This window comes from Qipengyuania sp., from assembly GCF_042095715.1.
Classification (GTDB): Bacteria; Pseudomonadota; Alphaproteobacteria; order Sphingomonadales; family Sphingomonadaceae; genus Qipengyuania.
This window is the reverse complement of the sequence record NZ_JBELMO010000004.1, coordinates 42,395-65,453: the sequence shown is the minus strand read 5'-3', so window position 1 is coordinate 65,453 and position 23,059 is coordinate 42,395. Positions and strand designations below refer to the sequence as shown.

The 23,059-nt window shown below is 62.4% G+C and carries 20 protein-coding genes; 12 read left to right on the top strand and 8 right to left on the bottom strand.

All coding sequences use genetic code 11. The features are described 5' to 3' along the window. Positions 1 to 11: 11 nt before the first annotated feature. Positions 12 to 782, bottom strand: a complete 771-nt coding sequence (locus tag ACFDTG_RS02420) for a phosphatase PAP2 family protein (RefSeq protein WP_375289490.1) — start codon at positions 780 to 782, stop codon at positions 12 to 14. A 217-nt stretch (positions 783 to 999) separates the two neighbouring features. Here ACFDTG_RS02420 and ACFDTG_RS02415 point away from each other — a divergent pair, with 217 nt between their 5' ends. The 4 genes from ACFDTG_RS02415 to ACFDTG_RS02400 are packed head-to-tail and all read left to right on the top strand — an operon-like array spanning position 1,000 to position 5,901. After that, the gene (locus ACFDTG_RS02415; protein ID WP_375289489.1) at positions 1,000 to 2,061 is read left to right on the top strand and encodes a metal-dependent hydrolase; all 1,062 of its coding nucleotides are present in this window, start codon (positions 1,000 to 1,002) and stop codon (positions 2,059 to 2,061) included. A gap of 6 nt (positions 2,062 to 2,067) precedes the next feature. Next, positions 2,068 to 3,459: a cryptochrome/photolyase family protein gene (locus ACFDTG_RS02410; protein WP_375289488.1), complete on the top strand. Its 1,392-nt coding sequence runs from the start codon at positions 2,068 to 2,070 to the stop codon at positions 3,457 to 3,459. 31 nt (positions 3,460 to 3,490) lie between these two features. Further along, positions 3,491 to 4,729, top strand: coding sequence for a class I SAM-dependent methyltransferase (locus ACFDTG_RS02405; protein WP_375289487.1), 1,239 nt, complete (start codon positions 3,491 to 3,493; stop codon positions 4,727 to 4,729). A gap of 2 nt (positions 4,730 to 4,731) precedes the next feature. Then, positions 4,732 to 5,901 (top strand): serine hydrolase domain-containing protein, encoded by a 1,170-nt coding sequence (locus ACFDTG_RS02400; protein WP_375289486.1) that lies wholly within the window; start codon positions 4,732 to 4,734, stop codon positions 5,899 to 5,901. Here ACFDTG_RS02400 and ACFDTG_RS02395 read toward each other — a convergent pair. The 3 genes from ACFDTG_RS02395 to purF form a co-directional block, all read right to left on the bottom strand. After that, positions 5,895 to 6,245, bottom strand: a complete 351-nt coding sequence (locus ACFDTG_RS02395; RefSeq protein ID WP_375289485.1) for a PilZ domain-containing protein — start codon at positions 6,243 to 6,245, stop codon at positions 5,895 to 5,897. The genes ACFDTG_RS02400 and ACFDTG_RS02395 overlap by 7 nt on opposite strands. 105 nt (positions 6,246 to 6,350) lie before the next feature. Continuing rightward, a complete protein-coding gene (locus tag ACFDTG_RS02390) occupies positions 6,351 to 7,061 on the bottom strand; it encodes an SDR family NAD(P)-dependent oxidoreductase (protein WP_375289484.1) in 711 nt (236 codons plus the stop codon). A gap of 4 nt (positions 7,062 to 7,065) precedes the next feature. Next, positions 7,066 to 8,538, bottom strand: coding sequence for an amidophosphoribosyltransferase (purF, locus tag ACFDTG_RS02385; RefSeq protein ID WP_375289483.1), 1,473 nt, complete (start codon positions 8,536 to 8,538; stop codon positions 7,066 to 7,068). Between the two features lie 154 nt (positions 8,539 to 8,692). Here purF and ACFDTG_RS02380 point away from each other — a divergent pair, with 154 nt between their 5' ends. The 8 genes from ACFDTG_RS02380 (at position 8,693) to ACFDTG_RS02345 (ending at position 17,634) form a co-directional block, all read left to right on the top strand. Further along, positions 8,693 to 9,934 carry a lipoprotein-releasing ABC transporter permease subunit gene (locus ACFDTG_RS02380; protein ID WP_375289522.1) on the top strand — a complete coding sequence of 414 codons (1,242 nt, stop codon included), beginning with the start codon at positions 8,693 to 8,695 and terminating at the stop codon, positions 9,932 to 9,934. Continuing rightward, entirely contained in the window at positions 9,927 to 10,640 is a 714-nt protein-coding gene (locus ACFDTG_RS02375) for an ABC transporter ATP-binding protein (protein WP_375289482.1), read from the top strand. The genes ACFDTG_RS02380 and ACFDTG_RS02375 overlap by 8 nt, the downstream gene beginning before the upstream one ends. Before the next feature lie 19 nt (positions 10,641 to 10,659). Continuing rightward, the gene (locus tag ACFDTG_RS02370) at positions 10,660 to 10,935 is read left to right on the top strand and encodes a hypothetical protein (RefSeq protein ID WP_375289481.1); all 276 of its coding nucleotides are present in this window, start codon (positions 10,660 to 10,662) and stop codon (positions 10,933 to 10,935) included. A 28-nt stretch (positions 10,936 to 10,963) separates the two neighbouring features. After that, a complete protein-coding gene (locus ACFDTG_RS02365) occupies positions 10,964 to 11,443 on the top strand; it encodes a glutathione peroxidase (protein WP_375289480.1) in 480 nt (159 codons plus the stop codon). Positions 11,444 to 11,517: 74 nt separating this feature from the next. Beyond that, positions 11,518 to 14,991: a DNA polymerase III subunit alpha gene (dnaE, locus tag ACFDTG_RS02360; protein ID WP_375289479.1), complete on the top strand. Its 3,474-nt coding sequence runs from the start codon at positions 11,518 to 11,520 to the stop codon at positions 14,989 to 14,991. A 37-nt stretch (positions 14,992 to 15,028) separates the two neighbouring features. Next, positions 15,029 to 16,633: a long-chain fatty acid--CoA ligase gene (locus ACFDTG_RS02355; RefSeq protein WP_375289478.1), complete on the top strand. Its 1,605-nt coding sequence runs from the start codon at positions 15,029 to 15,031 to the stop codon at positions 16,631 to 16,633. A 3-nt stretch (positions 16,634 to 16,636) separates the two neighbouring features. Then, complete coding sequence (locus ACFDTG_RS02350) at positions 16,637 to 17,071, top strand: DUF1330 domain-containing protein (protein WP_375289477.1); 435 nt, start codon at positions 16,637 to 16,639, stop codon at positions 17,069 to 17,071. A gap of 71 nt (positions 17,072 to 17,142) precedes the next feature. Continuing rightward, on the top strand, positions 17,143 to 17,634 hold the full coding sequence (locus ACFDTG_RS02345) for a hypothetical protein (protein ID WP_375289476.1): 492 nt from the start codon (positions 17,143 to 17,145) through the stop codon (positions 17,632 to 17,634). Between the two features lie 24 nt (positions 17,635 to 17,658). Here ACFDTG_RS02345 and ACFDTG_RS02340 read toward each other — a convergent pair whose 3' ends face one another. From ACFDTG_RS02340 to ACFDTG_RS02325, 4 genes are all read right to left on the bottom strand, one after another. Further along, positions 17,659 to 19,050, bottom strand: coding sequence for a methyl-accepting chemotaxis protein (locus tag ACFDTG_RS02340; protein WP_375289475.1), 1,392 nt, complete (start codon positions 19,048 to 19,050; stop codon positions 17,659 to 17,661). Positions 19,051 to 19,279: 229 nt separating this feature from the next. Beyond that, the gene (locus ACFDTG_RS02335) at positions 19,280 to 20,683 is read right to left on the bottom strand and encodes a methyl-accepting chemotaxis protein (protein WP_375289474.1); all 1,404 of its coding nucleotides are present in this window, start codon (positions 20,681 to 20,683) and stop codon (positions 19,280 to 19,282) included. A gap of 210 nt (positions 20,684 to 20,893) precedes the next feature. Next, positions 20,894 to 22,003, bottom strand: a complete 1,110-nt coding sequence (locus ACFDTG_RS02330; protein ID WP_375289473.1) for a PA0069 family radical SAM protein — start codon at positions 22,001 to 22,003, stop codon at positions 20,894 to 20,896. Positions 22,004 to 22,148: 145 nt separating this feature from the next. Beyond that, positions 22,149 to 22,979, bottom strand: coding sequence for a PEPxxWA-CTERM sorting domain-containing protein (locus ACFDTG_RS02325; RefSeq protein WP_375289472.1), 831 nt, complete (start codon positions 22,977 to 22,979; stop codon positions 22,149 to 22,151). Between the last annotated feature and the right edge of the window lie 80 nt (positions 22,980 to 23,059).

Here is a 23,059-nt window from a genome sequence, read left to right as displayed (position 1 = left end):
GAACGCCGCCGTCATCCCGTGCGTGGATCGAGATGGGCAACCGTATCTGTTTCGGCGGCGGCCCGCGCCGGCTTATATAGCAAGGCCGCGGCAGTGAAGGCCCACGCCGCACCGCCAAGCCACCCAGCTATGGCATCGCTGGGATAATGCACGCCCAGCAACACCCTGCTCCAGGCGATAAACGCGGATAGAACCATCGCGCTGGCGATGAGGAGGTAGCGAACCGAGTGGCGCTGGCTGAGCGAGGCAAACGCAAGAGCCATGCCGATATAGATCATGGCGCTGGCGAAGCTGTGTCCACTGGGGAAGCTCAGGCCGGCCGCATCCGAGAGGTGGGGCACCAGATTGGGGCGATCACGGCCGATCACAGTCTTCATCAGGGTATTGAGGCCCCAGCCAAGGATGACCGTGAGGGCAAAAAGCACGGCTTCGCGCCGCAGCTTGAGGAACATCAGGGCGACCACTGCCGCTACCGTGACCAATGTGCTGAGAAGAACGCCACCCAGCGCCGTGATGTCGCGCACTGCTTCGACAACCCAAATTCCGCCGCGCGCTTGCAGATCGGCTCCGGTACGGAACCACAGGAGACCCGCCCGGTCTATGCCGATTGTACCGTTCTTGAGGACTAACCAGACCATGATGCCCCAACCGAGCCAGCAGACCAGAGCCACCGCCGCTGCCTTGCGCCGGTTGATCGTAAAGCCGCGTTCCGGAAGATGGACGTCCTCCGCTGGAAGGGGTGGTTCCTGCGGTGTGACGATATCGGATTGCTTGAATGCCATGACCGCCTGAACGCCCCGATATGGGCTAGGGTCCCCGACTCTTCGGAGCCGCGACAATACGCTGTCCTATTCTTTAATTCGTGGTTACGGACGGGGCATGGATCGGGATTGGTTTGCCGTTTGGACGACTGCCCTAAAGCGGGTGGACCATGCGGGCATTTCGTTCCCTTGGACCGTGGTCCAAGTGGTCCATGTCTCGGTTGGGCGACGATGATTCATGGATAATCTGACCCACAGCCTGGTCGGCGCGGCCATCGGGCAAGCCGGGTTGAAGCGAAAATCCGGCCTTGCGATGCCAGCGTTGATAATCGGCGCAAACGTCCCCGATGTGGATGCGAGTTGCTATCTTTGGCTCAGCGGGGCGGAGCCGTTGGCCTTTCGCCGCGGCATAACCCATGGGCCCATCGCCTGGATCGTCTTGCCGATACTCGTCGCAGGGCTGCTGTGGGCCTGGGATCGCTGGCAGACACGGCGCGGAACGCGGCCACAGGCACGGCTGCCGGTCCATTTTGGTTGGCTCTATGCGCTCACCCTCCTTGCCTGCCTTACCCATCCCGCTCTGGACTGGCTCAACAGTTACGGCATCCGATTGCTGGAGCCTTTCAGCAGCCGCTGGTTCTATGGGAATATCCTGTTCATCATCGATATCTGGTTGTGGCTCCTGCTTGGCGGGGCGGTGTTTCTTTCGCTTCGGCGGGAAAAACGCGGAGGAAAATGGCGCAGGCCGGCACGCGGCGCATTGGCTCTGGGTCTGGCCTATATCGGCGTAAACGCTGCTATCACCGCGCATGCGGAAGATCGCGCGGACGCTCTGGTGCGCCATGGATACGACGTCCAACCCGATCTCGTGGTGGCCACTCCGGTCCCATTGGCGTGGTGGTCTCGCGAACTGCTGTGGCGCGTGGAGGTGCCATCGCGCAGCGGGACTGCGATCGCTTATGGAGACGGTAGCTTCTCGATTTCGGGCGGCGCCGAGCTTTTGGATCCGCCCGACGCCGGAACCACGCGTAGCATAACACTCGATGATCCCGCGCGGGCACGGAGTTACGTTCGGGCGCGATCATTCCTGGTCAGGAACGACGAACTGACATGCTGGCTGCGGACCGATCCTAACGTCGCGCCATTTTTGTTCTGGTCGCGCATGCCTGTCGTCGAGGAGCAAGCCGGCGAACCAGACCGGCTCATCGATCAGCGCTTTGCCGATCCGCGCGTGAGCAGCAGCTTTTCGGTGACTTTGCCACGCGACTGCGGGGAACCGCGTGCGGGCCGGGGCGCTTGAATGGCCATGAGTTCCCCACAGATCGTATGGTTCCGGCGCGATCTGCGCCTTGCCGATCAACCTGCCCTCTACGCCGCCGCCCAGGCAGGGCCGGTCATCCCCGTCTATGTCCTCGATGACGAGGCGGCAGGCGATCACGCCTATGGGGGGGGCAGCCGCTGGTGGCTTCATCACTCGCTCGAAAGCCTTGGCAAGTCGCTTGGATCCCGCCACTCGCGGATCGTATTGCGCCAAGGCGACGCGATTTCCGTGCTCGCTGGCATTGCGCAGCAAAGCGGGGCCAGCGCGGTCCACGCCAATCGCCATTACGAGCCTTGGTGGCGCGAAGCGGAAGAGGCGTTGAAGGAGGCATTGCCGGACGATTGCGAGCTGGTTCTGCACGATGGCAACTACCTCATGCCCCCGGGCACCGTGACCACCGGCTCTGGAGATTGTTACAAGATCTACACGCCGTTCTCGAAAGCGATGCTGGAAAAGTTTCCTCCGCGCGATGCGCTGCCGGAGCCGGAGACGATCCATTCTCCCGAGAGCTGGCCCGAAAGCGACGATCTGAAGGACTGGGGCCTTCTGCCAACCAAGCCAGACTGGGCCGGCGCTATCGCAAAATCCTGGGAAGTTGGCGAAGCGGCCGCTCATGGAAGGCTTGATGATTTTTCGAATTCGGTCGCGGATTACGAAGAGAATCGAAACCTTCCTTCGCAGGACGGATCGAGCCGCCTGTCGCCGCATCTCCACTGGGGCGAGATCACGCCGGTTCAAGTGTGGCACCGCCTTTCCGGTCGAAGGGGCGAGGGCTGGGCCACTTTCGAGAAGGAACTGATCTGGCGCGACTATGCGCAAACCGTGATCGCGCAGTTTCCGGACTATCCGACACAATCCTATCGCGATGGCTATTCGGACTTGTGGCGCAATCCCAATCGCGGGCACCTGATCAAGGAGGATCTGGAGCGCTGGCAGAAGGGCATGACCGGTTATCCGATCGTCGACGCAGGGATGCGCCAGCTGTGGCAGATCGGGTGGATGCACAATCGGGTGCGGATGATCGCAGCGAGCTTCCTGGTGAAGCATCTGCTGATAGAGTGGACCCACGGTGAGAAGTGGTTCTGGGATTGCCTGGTCGATGCGGATTACGGCAATAACGGCGTCAACTGGCAGTGGATCAGCGGCACGGGCGTCGACAGCAACATGTTCGTCAGGATCATGGCCCCGCTGACACAAAGCGAAAAGTTCGATGCAGCAGATTATATCCGGACCTTTGTGCCGGAACTGGCTGCGCTTTCTGACGCCGAGATACACAATCCGCCCGACGAGAAGCGCGGGGACTATCCGGTCAAGATGATCGGCCACAAGGAAGCGCGCGAACGGGCCCTGGCAGCGTACAAGGACGCGAAGGATTGAGCCGCGACGTCTGAAGGTGCAAGGGCGGGGCATGGATGCGATTACCACACGGCGCGGGCAACAGCTGGTAGAAGGCGGGCGCCGCTTCGCGAGGAAACCCGGGCTCGCCGCTCGCTTCGTAGCGCCAGGCCTTTCGAAAATCATCGACCGCATCGACGCATCCCTCGAAAGCGGCGCTATTCACGCGTCGTTGCCGGACGGGACGCGTCGCGTGCTCGGCGCGCGCGCGCCAGGGTTCGAATGCCATGTGGATCTCAGAAGCTGGAATGCGCTGGTCCGGCTCGCGAGCAATGGCTCGGTCGGATGGTATCAGGCGTGGGCGGCCGGTGAATGGTGGAGCCCCGACCCGGTGCCCTTGTTTGCGCTGTTCATGCAGCACGCCTCCCGATTGGGTGACACCGCTCGAGCCAAGGGTCTTTTCCGTGCGGCGCTCTGGCTGGCACACCGGGTCAATCGCAATACGCCTGCCGGTGCGCAGAAGAACATTGCCGCGCACTACGACCTCGGCAATGATTTCTATGCCGCTTGGCTCGACGAAACGATGAGCTACTCATCCGCGCTGAGTATCACGGATGCTGCGCTTTTTGCTGCGCAGCAAATCAAGCAGGATCGCATTGCAGACCGGCTCGGGGGAGCCAAGCGTGTTCTTGAAATCGGCTGCGGCTGGGGCAGCCTTGCGGGACGCCTTGCCCAGCGCGGCGCGCAGGTCACGGCGATCAGCCTTTCGGAGGAACAGCTTGCGTGGGCGCGAAAGCACCACTCCGGCATCGACTTTCGCAAGCAGGACTACCGCCAGGTTTCGGGGCAATTCGATGGTATTGCGAGTGTCGAGATGGTGGAAGCCCTGGGACGGGAGAACTGGCCGCTATTCATGGATTGCATCGCGCGTAGCCTGGAAGCAGGTGGCAGGGCAGCGATCCAGTTCATTTCAATGCGGGATGATCTCTTCGATGCTTATGCCGCAAGTGCGGATTTCATCCAGGCCTATGTCTTCCCCGGCGGCCTGCTGATCCGGACCAGCGAATTTCGCCGTCTTGCCGAGGAGCGGGGGCTGACCTGGTCCGATCAGGTCGATTTCGGGATGGATTATGCCGACACGCTGAAGGCCTGGCGTGTGAACTTCGATGCCGCAGTGGAAGAAGGGCGATTGCCGCTGGGATTCGATGCGACGTTCGTAGATCTGTGGCGCTATTACTTGATGTATTGCGAGGGTGGGTTCCGCGGCGGCGGGATCGACGTCCACCAGGTAACGCTGGTGAAGGGAGAATGAGAATGAAAGGGATACTGGGGATGGTTGCGGCGCTGGCGTTAGCTGGCTGCTCGACTGCGGCGATGGACGCGCAATTGGCGACTCGTTCGACGCCATCAGAGTGGTTGCCGACCGATGCAGGCCCATTGTTCTGGAGCCAGCAACTGCGCACCGACCGCTTCCGTTCAATGGAGAAGCATTTTGCAGGACTGGAAACGGGCAGCGCCGCGAAGGTTCGGGCTCTGCCAAAGGGGTCTCCGTTTTCTACCGCCGATATCGCGAGCTTCCAACCCTTCCTGAATACGATGAACGCTGCCGGCATGATGGTGCTTCAGGACGGCAAGGTCCGATATGAAAGCTATCGCCTTGGCTTTGAGCCGGACCAGCGCTGGACCAGCTTTTCGGTCGCCAAAAGCTTCACCTCCACGCTGCTCGGCGCAGCGGTGAATGACGGTTCCCTCACGCTTTCCGATCCGGTGACGAAATATCTTCCCGGCCTTGTCGGCACCGCGTACGATGGCGTTACCGTCGAGCAGGTGGCTACCATGACCTCCGGCGTGGCATGGAACGAGGATTATACCGATCCCCAAAGTGATGTCGCGCAGATGCTGGCTCTTGAGCCGGCACAAGGCGAACTGCAATCGGTAGCCTATGCCAAAACGCTGAAGCGGGAGGCACCGGCCGGGGAGAAGTGGGTCTACAAGACGCTAGAGACGAACCTGCTGGGAGACATCGTTTCGGCGGCGGTCGGAAAAGACCTGGCCAGTTGCGCGAAATCGCGCATCGTGAATCCGGCGGGTTTTGCCGGCAGCATTTTCTGGATGACGGATCTGTCGAACCAGCCGATCGCGGGATGCTGCGTATCGCTGCGTCTTTCCGATTATGCGCGCATGGGCCAGTGGGTAATGGAGGGCGGTCAGCCGTCTGTGCCAGAAGGCTGGTTCGCCCGCGCGGGCGCTCCCCAGGTCGATCTTGGTTGCGGTTACGGCTATGGCTACCAGTGGTGGACCTTCCCCGGGGGCGAATTCGGCGCGCAGGGAATTTTCGGTCAGTACATAACGATCATGCCGCAAGAGCGAGTCGTGGTAGCTGTCGTCTCCAGCAACGACACTGCGACGGGAGATGCGCTGACCAAGGCACGCCGCGGATTATGGAACGCGGTTCGCGCGGCGGCGAAACGCACCATTCAGTAATTCCTGCGGTAGGCCCCTTCGCCCGAGTAGCGCGCAAGGATGTTGTCGTGGACGATCGGGCTCAGGAGTTCGGTAAAGGCGCAGCCGACCTGGCAGTTTTCCCACCATACGACCTGCCCCTGCAAGGACTCCAGGCCTGGGAGGGTCAGCCAGCAGATCTGCCCCTCATGCATGCGGTTGATGGCGGCGGCGGAATAGCCGGAAATAGACAGATCGTGCACGACGGTCTGGAAAGCCCTTCCGCCCGAGGCGCGCAACTGACCCGGAATGGTCAGTTTGGTCCGCGGGGAACACCGGTCTTCCTGCGCGGCGAACGAGTAATGGTCGCTGGTGGTTTGCGTCATGGCCCTAAATCCAGGTCTGGCAGGCCGCTGGTTCGTGCGCCCGCGAGCAGCAAACTCACACGATGACCCTTACAACCGCACCAAGATTGGTGGTTAACGCGCCGCTTACACTCTTTCGCGATGGCGGTTTTCGAAGTCGTTTACCACCAGGGACACTATGCGATCCGCCACGACCGAAGGTTCCTTGACCGTATTGGGGTCTTCGCCTGGATAAGCGCGGGCTCGCATCTGCGTGCGCGTCGCGCCGGGATCGATGATGGCGGTCCGCACTTTTGAAATGCCCCCGACTTCCTGCGCATAGCTGTCGAGCAGGGTTTCGAAGGCCGCCTTGGTTGCCCCATAGGCGCCCCAATAGGCACGCGGTTCCGCACCGACGCTGCTGGTCAGGCCGATCACCCGGGCGGCGGGGGCGCGCTTCAGGAGGGGATCGAAACTGGCTAGCAAGGCCTGGGTAGCAAGCAGGTTGACCGTGATTGCTTGGTTGAACTGCTTGCCGTCGATGTGAACGACCGGGCCCAAGGGCGGAAGGAAGGCCGCGTTGATGACCAGGATGTCCAGCGTATCCCACCGCCCGGCGATGGCGACGGCCAGGCGTGGAACGGCATCGGTCTCCGTGAGATCGACCGGTGCGATCGTTGCCGAACCGCCGAAGGCATGGATAGCGTCCTCCACGCGTTCCAGAGACCGCACGTCGCGCCCCGTGATCACCACATGGGCGCCAGCCCTTGCCAGCGCCTCGGCGGTGGCTGCGCCGATGCCTTTGCTGGAACCGGTGACGAGCGCGGTCTTCCCCGCAAGCGGCATGTCTTCGCTCATGCGTTCAGGCGACCTTTTCGACCGGAAGGGTCAATTGTGCGATTTGCGCCTCGCGCCGATTGAGATCGGTGAGCGGCGTGGGATACTGTCCGCTGAAACACGCGTCGCAAAATTGCGGAACACCCGCATTGCGGTCGGTGCCGCTGACCGCACGGTACAAGCCGTCGATGCTTACGAAGGCGAGGCTATCGGCGCGAATGAATTCGCGCATGGGTTCCAGCTCCATCCGCGCCGCCAGAAGTTTCGACCGCTCGGGCGTATCCACCCCGTAGAAGCAACTGTGCGCCGTGGGCGGGCTGGCGACGCGAAAATGAACCTCGGTCGCGCCCGCATCGCGCATCATCTCCACGATCTGCATGCTGGTAGTACCGCGCACGATCGAATCATCGATCAGGACAATTCGCTTGCCTTCCACCAGGCTTCGGTTCGCATTGTGCTTGCGCTTGACGCCGGCGTGGCGGGCGCCGTCGCTGGGTTGAATGAAGGTTCTTCCGACATAGTGGGAGCGAATGATCCCGAGCTCGAACGGAATACCCGAGGCATGGGCATAGCCGATCGCCGCGGGCACGCCGCTGTCGGGGACAGGTACCACGAGATCGGCCTCGACAGGCTTTTCGCGCGCCAGTTCTTCACCGATGGCCTTGCGCGCTTCGTACACGCTGCGCCCGGCAAAGACGCTGTCCGGACGGCTAAAATAGACATGTTCGAAGATGCAGGGGCGCGCGCGGTGGGTGCCGAAGGGATGAAGCGAATCGATGTTGCCATCGAAGTCGATACGCAGCAGTTCGCCGGGCTCGACCTCGCGAATGAACTCGGCGCCGACGACATCGAAGGCAACCGTTTCGCTGGCGAAAACGGTCGCTTCCCCAATGCGGCCCATCACCAGGGGGCGAATGCCGAGCGGATCGCGGCAGGCGATCATGCCTTCCTTGGTCATCACGATAAGCGCATACGCCCCTTCGAGGAGACGCAGAGCATCGATCAGACGATCGGTTATCGTCGGATAGCGACTTGTCGCGACGAGATGGATGATGACTTCGGTGTCGCTGGTGGACTGGAAGATCGCACCGCGCCCGACAAGATCCTGTTTCAGCGTCTGGGCGTTGGAAATATTGCCATTGTGCGCGACCGCGAAGCCGCCGCCGGCAAGGTCGGCATAAAGCGGCTGCACATTGCGCAGCCCGCTTCCGCCGGTGGTGGAATAGCGGACATGGCCTGCGGCCATGAAACCGGGCAATTCCGCGATCGCCTCCGCAGCGGAGAAGTTCTCCGCAACATGACCGAGACCGCGGCGGTTGTAGAATTCCTGACCGTCGAAACTGACGATACCCACCGCTTCCTGTCCGCGGTGTTGCAGGGCGTGAAGCCCAAGCGCAGTTGCGGCCGCCGCGTCGGTGGCGTTGATGGCGCCGAAGACGCCGCACTCTTCGCGCAGCTTGTCGCCGTCTGCGTCGCAGAAGGGGTTGGTGAGGTTCATCGTTGCCCGGGATGCCGAATGCCTGATGGGGCAATGGCGATGTTGCGGGATGATTACAAGGGTCGTGCGGCAGGGCGAGGGCTTAAATCCCGGCCATTGCGCGTTCATGACCTGCTGCCTAAAGCGCCCCCACGCTAACTTGACAGGGCTTTCCTTGCTGCTCTCCCCATTCGAATGGACCATTGCCAAACGCTACCTGCTGCCGGGCAGGAGCGAAGCCTTCATCGCGCTGGTCGCGGGCATCTCGATCACCGTGGTGATGCTGTCGGTGGCGATGCTCGTCATCGTCATGAGCGTGATGAACGGATTTCGTGCCGAGCTGCTCGACAAGATCGTGGGGCTGAACGGCCATGCGATCGTTCAGGCCTATGGCGGGCGGCTCGACGATTGGGAAAATGTTCTGGCCGAAGTTCGCGCCACGCCCGAGGTGGTGGAGGCCAGCCCGCTGATCGAACAACCCCTGCTGGTGACGCATAACGGCCGTGTGGAAGGCGTGCTGGTGCGCGGCAACACGGCGGCCGATATCCGCGAGCTGTCCGACAAGTTGGTGGCGGGAAATCTTTCCGAACTGCGGGACGGGGCCACCAAGGTAGCGATCGGCATCAGGCTGGCGCAGAATCTGGGTGTGCGGGTTGGCGATGTCATCACGGTCATCAATCCCCAGGGGCGTTCCACTCCCTTTGGGACCGTACCGCGACAGGTGGGCTATGAAGTAGCCGCGATCTTCGAGGTCGGGATTTACGATTATGACGAGAAATTCGTCGTCATGCCGATGCAGGATGCGCAGACCCTTCTGCTGATGGGCGATTCGATCGGTATGATCGAGGTGAAAGTGACCGATCCCGACCGCGTCGGGGCCATACTGGATCCGGTCCAGCGGGCACTGGCAGGGCGCGCGGTGATCAGTGATTGGAAAACCATCAACGCATCCCTTTTCGAAGCGCTTCAGGTGGAGCGGGTGGCGATGGCATTTGCGCTCAGCTTCATGGTTCTGGTGGCTGCATTCAATATCCTGTCCAGTCTCGTCATGCTGGTGCGAGCGAAGACCCGAGATATCGCCATCATGCGCACCATGGGCGCGACAAGGCAGAGCCTGATTAAGATTTTCGTGACCACGGGATTCACCGTGGGTCTTATCGGGACGTTGGCCGGCTTGATCCTGGGCTCCATAGTGCTGTTCTTCCGCGAAGGGATCGTGAAAGGGATCGGGGCGATTACCGGACAGGACCTTTGGGACCCGCAAGTGCGTTTCCTCTCCGCCGTTCCCGCGCGCGCCGATCCGGTGGAGATCGCCATGATCATCGCGCTCGCTCTCGTGATGAGCTTTCTCGCCACCCTGTATCCCGCATGGAAAGCGGCGAGTACCGATCCCGTAGAGGTGCTGCGCTATGAGTGACCGGATGCAGCCTGTGGTCTCGCTGAAGGGAGTTACGCGGAGCTTCGTGCAGGGCGGCACGCGTATCGACGTGTTGCGCGGTGTCGATCTTGATGTCATGCCCGGAGAAATCGTGGCACTGCTGGGTCCCTCGGGATCGGGCAAGTCGACCATGCTTCAGGCCGTTGGTCTGCTTGAAGGCGGCTTCGGCGGTACAATCGCCCTCGCGGGGAAGCGCGCGGAACAATCCGACAGCCGCGCCCGCACGGAACTGCGGCGGGATCACCTGGGCTTCGTCTATCAGTTCCATCATCTGCTGCCCGACTTCGATGCGCGGGAGAACGTGATCCTCCCGCAACTCGTGGCCGGACACACGCGAGACGAGGCAATAATCCGCGCGGAAGAACTGCTGACTGCCCTGGGGCTGGGGGCCCGCATGGATCACCGGCCAAGCCAGCTTTCGGGCGGCGAGCAGCAGCGCGTGGCGGTGGCGCGCGCGCTGGCCAATCGGCCTGCTCTGGTGCTGGCGGACGAGCCTACCGGCAATCTCGACGAGGCGACCAGCGACAAGGTGCTGGCGCAATTCCTTGAGCTGGTTCGCGGCCAAGGCAGCGCGGCGCTGATCGCGACGCACAACGAGCGGCTCGCGGCGCGGATGGATCGGGTGGTGCGGCTTCACGAAGGCAAACTCGAAGCGGTGGAAACGCGCGAAGCACTGGCACGTTGATGGCTCAAAGGAGATTTGCATGACCGACCATCCCAGCACCTACAACGCGACCGACACCTTCCGTGAGGGCGTGCAGTGGGACGACCGCGCATCGATCCACCTTGCCGATGATGGTGAGGGTCTGCTCGATGGCGCCAAGGGCCTTCGCAGCGGCACGCTTGCCGATATGATCGCCCAGGTGATGGCCTACCCCGAGGACGAGCGTAGCAAATATGTGATCGAGAAGGCCGGCGACCATAGGCTGACCAGGGGTGAGATCGAGGCGCTGGCGGCCCGCGAGGATTTTCCCCGCTGACCGATCTGCGGCTCAGGACCATTCGATCATGACCACGATTGCCGATTTCACGGTCACCACCAACCGGGGCAACGAGCTCGATCTGTCCGACAAGCTCGGGCAAGTGCTGTTGGTGGTGAACACCGCAAGCAAATGCGGGTTCACGCCTCAGTACGAGGGGCTCGAAAAGCTCCATGAAACCTACAAGGATCGCGGTTTCGAGGTGCTCGGATTTCCCTGCAATCAGTTCGGGGCGCAGGAGCCTGGCAGCGCGGAGGAGATCGCCGAATTCTGCAAGGTGAATTTCGGCGTGACCTTCCCCCTAATGCAGAAGATCGATGTCAACGGCGATGATGCCAGCCCGTTGTTCGACTGGCTGAAGGCGGAGGCGCCCGGCGTACTTGGCTCCAAATCGATCAAGTGGAACTTCACCAAATTCCTGATCGATCGGGACGGCAATGTCGTGAGGCGGTATGCGCCCAACGACGCTCCGGAAAGACTGGCGAAGGACATCGAGAAGCTGCTCTGAACCGGGGCGGGTTTTCCCACAGGTGAGCGCTGGGCGAACTGGAGATTTCTCGCGCTGATCCTAATGTAGGCCGCATGACTTTTTCCCCTTTCGTGCCCTTGCGCGTGATGAGCGCCTATTCCATGCTGGAAGGCGCGATCGAACCCAAGACCATGGCTTCCCTGGCGAAAGAGCGGGGATTTCCCGCCATCGCGATCTGCGACCGCAATGGCCTTTATGGCGCGGTGATGTTTGCCAAGGCGTGCATGGAGGCGGGCGTTCAGCCAATCGTCGGTACGCTCCTCGGCGTCGCGCGCGATAGCGATGGCAAACAGGTCGATTATCTTCCCCTGTTCGCGCAGGACGAGGCGGGATACGACAATCTCTGCCACCTCGTCAGCCGGGCGCACCTTGATCGTCCCTTGGCCCTGGAGCCGCATATCGCGCTTTCAGATCTGGAGGGGCGGACGGATGGACTGATCGCCTTTACCGGAGCGGGCGAGGGTGGAGTGGCGCGGCTGCTGGCCGAGGGGCAGCGTTCCCATGCCGAAGTGCTGATGACCCGGCTCGAGACGCTGTTTCCCGAACGGCTCTACATCGAGCTGGCGCGGCGGGGCGATCCGGTGGAAGCGGCGGCCGAGGAAGGGCTGATCGACCTTGCCTATTCTCGGGAAATTCCGCTGGTTGCGACCAATCCCGCGCAGTTCGGCGAACCGCACCAGCACAAGGCGCATGACGCCATGCTCTGCATTGCGGGCAGCACACATATCGACGCAGAGGAACGGGCGCGCTCCAATCCGGAAAGTTGGGTCAAGAGTGCCAGCCTGATGGAAGACATCTTCGCCGATCTGCCCGAGGCGACGCGCAACACGCTGGTGATTGCGCAGCGCTGCGCTTTCGCACCGCCTTATCGCAAGCCGATCCTGCCCAGTCTCGCGGGCGATCTGGAAGGTGAGGCGAGAGCGCTGGCGGAGGACGCGCGGCGCGGGCTCGAAGCCCGGCTCGCCCGCTACGAGGGGATGACTCAGGAAGAACGCACCCCTTACTTCGAGCGTCTGGATTTCGAAGTCGGGATCATCAATCAGATGGGCTTTCCCGGCTACTTCCTGATCGTTGCCGATTTCATCAAATGGGCAAAGGATCACAACATCCCCGTGGGTCCGGGGCGCGGTTCGGGGGCGGGCAGCCTGGTGGCTTGGGCGCTCACCATCACCGATCTCGATCCGATCAAGCTGGGCTTGCTGTTCGAACGCTTTCTCAACCCGGAGCGCGTTTCGATGCCGGACTTCGATATCGATTTCTGCGAAACCCGCCGCGGCGAGGTGATCCGATACGTTCAGGCGAAATACGGCCATGATCACGTCGCGCAAATCATTACCTTTGGTAAGCTCAAGGCCCGCGCCGTGCTGCGCGATTGCGGTCGCATCATGCAGATGAGCTACGGTCATGTGGACCGGCTTTGCAAGATGGTGCCCAATCACCCGACCGATCCTTGGACGCTGAAGCGCGCATTGAATGGCGCGGCCGATTTCAAGCGCGAATACGACAACGATAACGAGGTGAAGCGCCTAGTCGATCTGGCGATGCAGCTCGAAGGCTTCCCCCGCAACTCCTCCACGCACGCAGCCGGCGTGGTGATCGGGGATCGGCCGCTCGCCAAGCTGGTGCCGCTTTATCGCGATCCCCGTTCGGACATGCCGGTGACGCAATTCGACATGAAGCATGTCGAAAGCTCCGGCCTGGTCAAGTTCGACTTCCTTGGCCTCAAGACGCTTTCGGTCCTTCAGAAGGCCGTCGAACTGCTCGAAAAGCGGGGCGTTTCCATCGATCTCAGCGCGCTGCCGCTCGACGATCCGCAGGTCTACGATCTGATGAAGGCGGGCAATACGGTCGGGGTGTTCCAGCTAGAATCGGAAGGCATGCGCCGCACGCTGACGGCAGTGAAGCCGACCAATTTCGGTGACATCATCGCGCTCGTCAGTCTGTATCGTCCCGGTCCGATGGACAACATTCCGCTGTTCGGAAAGCGCAAGGCGGGGGAGGTGCCGATCGAATATCCGCATCCCAAGCTGGAAGGCATCCTCGCCGAGACATACGGCATCTTCGTCTATCAGGAACAGGTCATGCAGGCCGCGCAGATCCTGGCCGGCTATTCGCTCGGCGACGCCGATCTGCTGCGCCGCGCGATGGGCAAGAAGGTCCAGGCCGAAATGGATGCACAGCGCGAGCGGTTCGTGGAAGGCTGCAAGGCGGTGAGCGGGATCGAGCCCAAACAGGCCAACGAGCTGTTCGACTTGATCGACAAGTTCGCCGGCTATGGCTTCAACAAGTCGCACGCCGCCGCTTATGCTCTGCTGGCTTATCAGACTGGGTGGCTCAAGGCGCATTATCCCGAAGAGTTCTTCGCTGCCTCCATGTGTTACGACATGCACCAGTCGGAAAAGCTGGCGATCTTCGTAGACGATGCGCGGCGGGGTGGAGTGGCGCTGCTGCCCCCCAGCATGAACCATTCTGAAGCTGAGTTCACCGTCGAACAGACCGAAGATGGCTATGCGGTCCGCTACGCCCTGGCGGGGATCCGGAATGTCGGCGAGAAGGCGATGGAGGGCATCGTTGCCGACCGCGAGGCGCGCGGGCCGTTCGCCGGCCTGAAGGATCTTTTCGAGCGGATGCCGAGAGGCGCGCTCAATTCGCGTGGGTTGGAAGCGCTCGCCGCCGCAGGCGCGCTTGACGAATTCGAGCCGTGCCGCGCCAAGGTCCATGCCAATGCCGATCTGCTGCTGGCGGTGGCCGACGCCGCCGAGCGCGAGCGCAGCAGCGGGCAGCACGGCCTGTTCGGCGGGGAAGAGCAGCAGAGCGAGGATACGCTCCGCCTGAAAGACGTGGAGCCGTGGTCACGCGCCGAGCGGATGAACCGGGAGCGCGAGAACTTCGGCTTCTTCTTCTCCGCCCATCCGGTCGAGGCCTATCGCCAAGTCGCATCCGCCAATGGCGCGCGCAGCTATGTCTCTCTCATCACCGGCGGGGCACCCAGCGGCGGGCGCGCCGGCGCGGTCATGGCGGCTATGGTGGAAAAGGTGAACAAGGGGACGACGCGCAAGGGCAAGCCTTTTGTCCGCGCCGATTTCTCTGACAGCAGTGGGCAATTCAGCGCCGCGTGTTTCGAAGAAAGCATGGTGGAGCGCTTTCAGACGTGGGCAGACGAAGGCACCTGCGTGCTTCTCCAGGTCGAACTCGACAGCCCAAGCCCGGACGAGCCCCCCAGGATCACCGTGCGCGGGGGCACGCCGCTTGCGCAGGTCAGCAGCCAGGCGCGCATGTTGCTGACGCTGGATGTGCTCGAAGAAGCCGGCCTCGAAGCGCTGAAGCAGGAACTGAGCGAAGGTGGCGGCACGGGCGAGGTGATCGCGACATTGCGCACGGGGCTTGGCAGCGATCCAGCGGTTCGGCTCGGCCGCGATTTCCGGATCGACGGGGAAACCGCCGAACGCTTGGCAAGCGTGCCCGGTCTTGCCAAGGTGCAGCTTACAACGCGGCGAGGCGGGGCTCACCTCAAACTCGTCGCCTAAACTACCCGCCGTTCGAGCGGGAGAAGGAGAGACGGATTTGCTCGAAGCCATGCAGGACTGGGACCTGGTCGTTCACCACCTGATCGACCACGCCGCGCGGGAACATGGCTCGCGCGAGCACGTGACGCACTGGGCCGACGGCACAGAAACGCGCACCGACTGGGCTGGCATCCGCCGCGATGCCTTGAAGATGACCCAGGCGCTGCGAAGGCTGGGTGTGGGCAAGGGCGATCGGATCGCGACGCTGGCGATGAACCATTCGCGGCATCTGGTCACGTGGTACGGCGCCACCGGGGTCGGCGGCATCCTCCACACGATCAACCCGCGGCTGTTCGAGGATCAACTGGACTACATCGTCAATCACGCCGAGGACCGCGTGTTGCTTTATGACGCGGCATTCCAGCCGATCGTCGACATGATGCGCAGCCGCTGGGCCTCGGTGGAGCACTATATCTGTTTCGATCCCCCGCCCGGTTCCGACGCCATCGCCTTCGAAGACTGGATCGGCGCGGAGGACGGCGATACCGAGTGGGCCCCGGTGGACGAGCGCGATCCCTGCATGCTCTGCTATACCAGCGGCACCACCGGCAATCCCAAGGGCGTGCTTTACGAACACCGATCCACCATGCTGCATGCCTGGGCCGGGATCCAGCCGATGGCCTTCGATTTCGATGCGACGACGGTGATGCTGCCGGTGGTGCCGATGTTCCATGCGGCAAGCTGGGGGCTGCCCTGGGCCGGCGCAATCACGGGCGTCAAGTTCGTCTATTCGGCGGTCAACGATCCCGAGGTGCTGTGCGATCTGATGGATCGGGAAGGGGTCACCCATTCTGCCGGCGTCCCCACCGTCTGGCTGGCGATGTTCCAGCATGCGGACGAGACCGGCCGGGATTTGCCCAATCTGAAGCAGGCGGTGATCGGCGGTTCGGCTGCGCCCCGCTTTATGATCGAACGCCTGATGAAGCACGGGATACGTGTCGCCCATGCGTGGGGCATGACCGAAACCAGCCCCATCGGCACCGTCGGTGCGCCTACCTTCGATTGGGCGGACAAGAACTTCGATGAAAAGGTCGGCGTGGTTCAGATGCAGGGCCGCTCGATCTTCGGGGTCGAACTGCGCACCGTGAGCCTGGACGATATGAGCACGCCGCTCCCCCGCGATGGAGAGACAGCGGGTGCCCTGCAAATCCGCGGACCCTGGGTGGTCAAGCGGTACTTCAAGGCGGATCAGGACGCGGTCGATGCCGAAGGCTGGTTCGACACCGGCGATGTCGGCATCCTTCACCCCGACGGGACTCTACAGCTTACGGATCGGACGAAGGACGTCATCAAGTCCGGCGGCGAGTGGATCAGCTCGGTCGAGCTCGAGAATGCCGCCGTAGGCCATCCGGCGGTGGCCGAAGCGGCGGCGGTGGGTATGCCGCATCCCAAGTGGGACGAGCGCCCGGTGCTCTTCGTGGTAAAGAAAGCGGGGGCCGAGGTGACGGGGGGCGAAATCATCGAGCACCTCAAGCACCAGGTCGCGAAATGGTGGCTGCCCGATGCGGTGGAATTCGTCGACGATATTCCCCACACCGCCACCGGCAAGATCAGCAAGAAGGATCTGCGCGAGCGGTTCGCCGACTATACCTTGGAGGTTTAACCCATGACCGATACCTACATCGACCCCAGCAGCGCAAACTTCGAGGCGTTCAAGGCGCTGCCCCGCGACAAGCCGATCCACATGCTGAACCTGCTGCAGTATCGGGACCTTGCGGACTATCCCGAGGGCCACGAGCATGCCGGCAAGGGCTGGACGGGACGCCGCGCTTACGAGGAATACGGGAAGACCAGCGGACCGATCTTCCGCCGGGTGGGCGGGCGCATCGTGTGGCGCGGCGCCTATGAGACGGTGGTGACGGGGCCGGAGGCCATGCAATGGCACGATGGCTTCGTGGCCGCTTATCCCGACAGCAGCGCCTTCTTCGAAATGATCAAGGATCCGGATTATCAGAAAGCGGTCGTCAACCGGACTGCCGCGCTGGCGGATAGCCGCCTGGTACGTTTCGCTCCGGGTGGGGATAGCGACGGTTTCGGATAAACCGTGCAATAAATGTACGAGGCCCGCAACTTTACCCGGACCGCCGGGTTCGGTCGGCAGGAGGACGATCCATGCTTGACTGGAAATGGCCCATCTGCGTGTTCGCGCTCGTGGGTCTGGTCGGCCTCGGCGCAAGGCAGGCGATAGGGCACGTCTATTCGTCGGGGCAGGCCGTCGATCTGCTGCAATCCCTGTCCCAATCGGGCCTTTACCTAGGTTCTGCCACCGCCACTGCGTCCGCAACCACTCTGGCGCTGATGCTGACCCTGGTCGGCATGGTCCGCCGCTCCGACGAGGACTTCAACGCCGAGATATATCGCGGCATCCAGCGGATCGCGACGCTTTCCACCGCCTCTCTGGTCGCCAGCCTGTTACTCCTGCTGGTCTTGGTGTTCCCGGTGAGCGAGTTCGACGGTATCCCCGCGCCCTGGTATCCCACCCTGTATCAGGTCCTCTTCGGAGGCACGATCCTCGTCGTGGCACTGCTGGCGGCGACGGTGGCCTTGGTCTATCGCACCGTCCGCCACGTCATCGCCAGAGTTACGCCGGGCGAGGATGCCTGATGCCAGCCCGGGCGAGGACGCGCTTTAGAACTCGCCCCATTCGTCGTCAGGCTTCACCGCCAGTGCCAGATTGCCTGCCACCTGCGGCACTGCGGGCGCAGCGCGGAGGGGAATAGGCGCTCCCCCGTCGCGGGCATCGGTCTGCCGCGTGGAGATACGGAACCGGGCCACGCTGTTCTTGAGGTCGTCTGCTTCGCCGGCCAGATTGCGACTGGCTGCCGCGCTCTGTTCGACCATTGCCGCGTTCTGCTGGGTGGCCTTGTCGAGATCGTGCATCGCGGCGTTGACCTGTTCGACATGGCGCGCCTGTTCGGTCGACGATCCGGCGATGGTGCCCATCATCGTGTCGATCGCTGCGACATTGCTCGCGGCATCCCCGAGCAGCACGCCGGTCTGACCCACCAGCTGTCCGCCGCGTGCCACGCTTTCCGAACTGGTGGCGATCAGCGACTTGATCTGGCTGGCGGCGTCGGCGGCCCGCTGGGCCAGCGCCCGCACTTCGTTGGCGACGACGGCGAAGCCCTTGCCGCTCTCACCCGCGCGGGCGGCTTCCACGCCGGCGTTGAGCGCCAGCAGATTGGTCTGGAACGCGATCCCGTCGATCATGTCCGTGATCTGTTCGATCTCGTTGGAAGACTGCGTGATGGCGTTCATGGCCTCTGTGGCCCGGGCAACCACCTCGTTGCCTTCTCGCATGGTGGCGCTTGCCTTGGAAACCTGAGCCTGGACGGTCACGACATTGCCGGCGGTATCGGTGACCATGGAGCTGACCTGGCGCAGCGATGCCGCAGTCTCTTCGATGGTGGCGGCCTGGCGTTCGTTGCGCAGGGCCAGATCGTCTGCCGCGGAGCGGATCTCAGCCGAGGAGACCGAAACGCCGCCGGCGGAATTGTCGACCCCGCCGAGGACTGAATCGAGGTTGGAAATCGCTGCGTTGAAAGCCTGACGAAGCTCCTCGTATTCGCCCGGGAAGGTGCGTTCGATCCGGTAGGTCAGGTCGTTTTCCGCCAGTGCCCTTAGGGCCGATCCGAATTCGGCCATGATCACATCGCGTGCCGCGCTTTCATCAAGCGCTTTCATGTTGCCGGCAAAAACCTTCATCGCCTGGGTCATGCGACCGACGCAGTCGGTGTAGTCGGTGTAGGGCATGGGGGAATCGACATCCCCCTCAGCCAGTGCCTCCATCCGCATGACGGTGGTTACGTAAGGCCGGGTCACGGCTTCGCGGACGTAGATAAAGAATGAAAGTGCGGCGAGCAGCAGAAACGCGCTGACCGCGATCCCCATGGTCTCCGAACCGGCGCGAAAGTGGTAATACTGGCTTCCGATCTCGGCGAGAAGAAACACCACCATTACGCCCGTTATTACCAGAAACTTCTGGCGGATCGGGGCGTGCGCCACAAACCAATTGATCATCGAGAGGGTCTCCTGTTGCCCCTCCTTCATAGTTGATAGTGCGTCAGAAATTTGGTGACGTGATATTAGGCATCTTTCCTAGGGTCCCGTGCAAGCGCTCCAACGGAACGCGGGACCCAAGCGGTGTTCGCCCCGGGTCCCTCACAGGGCCGAAAAGGGTGGCGGGACCCAGGCGGTGTTCGCCGGGGTCCCGCCAGGGGGGTACCGATCGGGTTGGAGGGTAGCCCCCCTAAAATTCGCTCCATTCGTCGGAAGGCTCGGCAAGGGCCAGATTGCCCCAAGTGGCGCCGGTGGCACCGCCCGTCGACCTGCCCGAATTTGCGCTCGCTACCATCGCCGGCTGCATGGATCGTACGGACGATCCGCTGCCCGACAGCCGGAAGGAGGAGACCGTGGTGCGCAGCGCGTTGGCTTCGTCGGCCAGGCTGCGCGCTGCGGCGGCACTTTCTTCCACCATGGCGGCGTTCTGCTGGGTCGTGCGGTCCAGATCGCTCATCGATCCGTTGACCTGTTCGGCCGAGCGGGCCTGATCGTTGGCGGAGCCGGCAATTACGCCCATCGTAGAGTTGATTTCCGAGACGCTGACCACGACCTCGCTGAGGATCTGCCCGGTTTCCTCGACCAGCGAGGCGCCCGAACTGACGTTTTCCGCGCTTGATGCGATGAGGGACTTGATGTTGCTGGCCGCTTCCGCCGACCGTTGGGCGAGCGCACGCACTTCGTTGGCGACCACGGCGAAGCCCTTGCCGCTTTCGCCGGCGCGTGCTGCCTCGACGCCGGCGTTGAGCGCCAGAAGGTTGGTCTGGAAAGCGATACCGTCGATGAGGTCGGTGATTTGACCGATCTCGGCGGAGGACTTGGTGATCGCCTCCATGGCAACTGTGGCGCGCTGAACCACATCGCTGCCCTGAAGGATCAGCTTGTCCGCGGTGGCGACCTTGCCCTGGATGGTGGTCACGTTCTCGGCGGTTTCCTTGACCATGTCGCTGATCTGACGGGTCGCGGCGGCGGTTTCCTCGATGGTGGCGGCCTGGCGCTCGTTTCGGTTGGCCAGATCGTCGGAAGCGGCACGGATCTCGGTTGCCCCGGTGGATACCGCGTTGGCGGATTCGTTCACGCCGGCGATCGCCTCCTCCAGATTGACAATCGCGCTGTTGAAGGCGGATTTCAGCTGTTCGTATTCGCCCGGGAAATCGGACGCGATGCGATAGGACAGATCGTTGTCCGCCAAGGCGGACAGCGCCTTGTTGAATTCGGCGACGATCAGCGCCTGCGCTTCCGATTTCTCCCGGATGGCATTGGCGTTGTCGCGGAAGGTCTGCATCGCCTTGGTCATGCGGCCGACGCAGTCCTTGTAATCGGTGAACTGGATTTCGGAATCGGTGTCACCGGCGGCCAGCCCCTCCATGCGCACCACCGTGGTGACATAGGGACCGCAGACGGCTTCGCGCGCCAGGAACAGCAGCCCGGTCATGATCGCTGCCGGGATCGCCACGGCAAGCGTCGCTTCTCCTAGAAGGCCCGAATGAAGCACATTGGAAAGCCACACCACCTGCGCGACCCCCGTCACGACAGAGGTTAGAGCGACGATAAGCATCTTCTGCCGTATCGGGGCATCCTTGACGAACCACATTTTCAATCTCCAGCGCGAAATAATGCCTTGGTTGCGGAAGATCCCTAACAGTGGAGCAATAACTGATCCGTGTTGGTCGGCCCCGGTAAAACACCTATATTTTACGCGATCTTAACCATGGCATCCCGTAAACCTCCCAAATGAAACGATTTTTTCAGCAGGGTCCAAGCGTCGGATGAAGATATTGATCCAGATTAAGAAGACGGATGCTCAAAAAAGTCTTAACTGGCCACCCCTCAAGGGTGGCTGAAATCGTTTACAATCCAATTCAAACATGAACTTGCCGATTCCGGCGCGTTTGCACGCCAGGCGGAAGCGGGAGCGGAAAAGATCGGCCCACACGCCGGTGGGCTTGAGCCGGGTGAAGAAATCGGGATCGTTGTCCTTTCCCCCCCGGATCGACTGGACGATGTGCATCACCTTGTCGCCGCGTTCGGGGAAATGCACTGACAGCCATTCGCGAAACAGCGGCGCCACCTCGTGCGGCAGGCGCAGCGGTATCCAGCCGATGCTGTCCACGCCCAGCGCCGCCGCCCGCACCACGATATCCTCCATATATTCGTCGGTGATGGCGGGTATGACCGGGGCGATCGAACAATGGGTGGGCACGCCTGCCTCCACCAGCCGCCCCAGCGCCGCCAGCCGCTTTGCCGGGGCGGCGGCACGCGGCTCCAGCTTGCTCGACAGTTTCGGATCGAGCGTGGTGACCGAGATCGCCACCGCCACCAGTCGCTGCTCCGCCATTTCGGCCAGCAGGTCGATATCGTCCAGCACCCGGTCGGACTTGGTGGTGATGGTGACCGGATGGCGCGTTTCCATGCACAGCTCCAGCACCTGGCGGGTGATGCGGTAACGGCGCTCTATCGGCTGATAGGGATCGGTGTTGGTCCCCATGGCGATGGGGCGCGGCGTGTAGCGCGGCTTGGCCAGCGTCTCGCGCAGCAGCGCGGCGGCGTTGGGCTTGGCGAACAGGCGGGTTTCGAAATCGAGGCCGGGCGACAGGTCGTGATAGGCATGGGTGGGCCGCGCGAAGCAATAGATGCAGCCATGCTCGCACCCGCGATAGGCGTTGACCGACCGGTCGAAGCCGATGTCGGGCGAGGTGTTGAAGGTGAGGATGGTCTTGGGCCGTTCCTCCGTCACCGTGGTGCGCAGCTTGACCGGCGGGCCGCCTTCGCTGCGGGCGAGCGCCTCCATATGATCGCGCCAGTCGCCGTCCTCCTCGCGCGCGGCCAAGCCGAAACGCTGCGGCACCAGCGATCCCTGCGCACCGCGACCGGAGACGGGAGGGGCGAATCGACGTTCTATGCCGTGGAACATAGCGAGAACGCCAAGATCGCGCTACTTTTATCCTACCCTAAGTTGGGTGCGGCAGGGTGGAGGGGCAGGGCGGGCCTTGCCCCTCCGTTTTCCGATGCCTGAGCGTCAGATGTCTCCTCCTCGTTACGGGCAGGATCTACCGTATTCAGCTGTAGCTTACGCTCATCCGCCTGCGGCTGCGCAATGCGCCACCAACGGCGCCGAAGCCTAGGATGAACAACGCCCAGGTCGCCGGTTCGGGAACTGCGCCCGCACCGCCCACGACCGCGCCCTGTGCATAAAGGCTACCGATCTCATCGGCGGTGAAGGATGTATCGTAGATCGCGGCCTGATTGATGCTGCCCTTGAGCAAGCCGTTCGTACCGGCAACCGAAGGATGGCGCAGGCCAAGCAGGACGATCGGGTTGGCGAAAGTCAGCGCAGAGTAGGTTCCACCGGAAGCATAGAACTGACCATCACGATAGATCGTGATCGCGCCGTTGGCGGCGTAGGTGACGGCAATCATGTGCTCGTCGAGGCTGGTCTCCCGCGCTCCGCCATTGTTGACGGGCGTACGACGGAAAAAGTCGGAACCAGCCATCCACTGGTTCGGGGTGCGTTCGCCATAAACGATCGCATTGAACTTCTCGTTTGTGCTGCCCTGACCCGGATTGTCGACCACGGAAAGTGCGGCACCGCCGCCCTGGGACAAGGTGTCGAGCGAAACCCAGGCAACCAGAGTATGCGCGGTGAACGTGCCGCCCATTTCACCGGTGGACATGAAGGTGCCACCACGGCCCTTGTCGCCATCGAGGACGAGCTTGCCATTCTCGATCTTGGCGTTGCCGTGAAGCGTGCCGTCGAGATTGCCGACGGAATCCTTCGCCGTCCCATCGTTGAAGGTCCACATGTGGATCGGATTGACGATGGTGGCGGCGCTCGCAGGTGACACGAAAGCGGTCGCGGCCAAAAGGCCCGCGAAAACGGTTTTCTTCATACTGGTATTTGGCCCTATTGGAATGCGCAGACCCCCTGCCTGACGCCGGGTCCCCATTTAACCAAATATTTACCATTGGC

What these genes read in the sequence shown, in the direction of transcription:
- ACFDTG_RS02420 (WP_375289490.1), bottom strand. Translation starts at nt 782, where the DNA reads ATGGCATTCAAGCAATCCGATATCGTCACACCGCAGGAACCACCCCTT.
- ACFDTG_RS02415 (WP_375289489.1), top strand. Translation starts at nt 1,000, where the DNA reads ATGGATAATCTGACCCACAGCCTGGTCGGCGCGGCCATCGGGCAAGCC.
- ACFDTG_RS02410 (WP_375289488.1), top strand. Translation starts at nt 2,068, where the DNA reads ATGAGTTCCCCACAGATCGTATGGTTCCGGCGCGATCTGCGCCTTGCC.
- ACFDTG_RS02405 (WP_375289487.1), top strand. Translation starts at nt 3,491, where the DNA reads ATGGATGCGATTACCACACGGCGCGGGCAACAGCTGGTAGAAGGCGGG.
- ACFDTG_RS02400 (WP_375289486.1), top strand. Translation starts at nt 4,732, where the DNA reads ATGAAAGGGATACTGGGGATGGTTGCGGCGCTGGCGTTAGCTGGCTGC.
- ACFDTG_RS02395 (WP_375289485.1), bottom strand. Translation starts at nt 6,245, where the DNA reads ATGACGCAAACCACCAGCGACCATTACTCGTTCGCCGCGCAGGAAGAC.
- ACFDTG_RS02390 (WP_375289484.1), bottom strand. Translation starts at nt 7,061, where the DNA reads ATGAGCGAAGACATGCCGCTTGCGGGGAAGACCGCGCTCGTCACCGGT.
- purF (WP_375289483.1), bottom strand. Translation starts at nt 8,538, where the DNA reads ATGAACCTCACCAACCCCTTCTGCGACGCAGACGGCGACAAGCTGCGC.
- ACFDTG_RS02375 (WP_375289482.1), top strand. Translation starts at nt 9,927, where the DNA reads ATGAGTGACCGGATGCAGCCTGTGGTCTCGCTGAAGGGAGTTACGCGG.
- ACFDTG_RS02370 (WP_375289481.1), top strand. Translation starts at nt 10,660, where the DNA reads ATGACCGACCATCCCAGCACCTACAACGCGACCGACACCTTCCGTGAG.
- ACFDTG_RS02365 (WP_375289480.1), top strand. Translation starts at nt 10,964, where the DNA reads ATGACCACGATTGCCGATTTCACGGTCACCACCAACCGGGGCAACGAG.
- dnaE (WP_375289479.1), top strand. Translation starts at nt 11,518, where the DNA reads ATGACTTTTTCCCCTTTCGTGCCCTTGCGCGTGATGAGCGCCTATTCC.
- ACFDTG_RS02350 (WP_375289477.1), top strand. Translation starts at nt 16,637, where the DNA reads ATGACCGATACCTACATCGACCCCAGCAGCGCAAACTTCGAGGCGTTC.
- ACFDTG_RS02345 (WP_375289476.1), top strand. Translation starts at nt 17,143, where the DNA reads ATGCTTGACTGGAAATGGCCCATCTGCGTGTTCGCGCTCGTGGGTCTG.
- ACFDTG_RS02340 (WP_375289475.1), bottom strand. Translation starts at nt 19,050, where the DNA reads ATGATCAATTGGTTTGTGGCGCACGCCCCGATCCGCCAGAAGTTTCTG.
- ACFDTG_RS02335 (WP_375289474.1), bottom strand. Translation starts at nt 20,683, where the DNA reads ATGTGGTTCGTCAAGGATGCCCCGATACGGCAGAAGATGCTTATCGTC.
- ACFDTG_RS02330 (WP_375289473.1), bottom strand. Translation starts at nt 22,003, where the DNA reads ATGTTCCACGGCATAGAACGTCGATTCGCCCCTCCCGTCTCCGGTCGC.
- ACFDTG_RS02325 (WP_375289472.1), bottom strand. Translation starts at nt 22,979, where the DNA reads ATGAAGAAAACCGTTTTCGCGGGCCTTTTGGCCGCGACCGCTTTCGTG.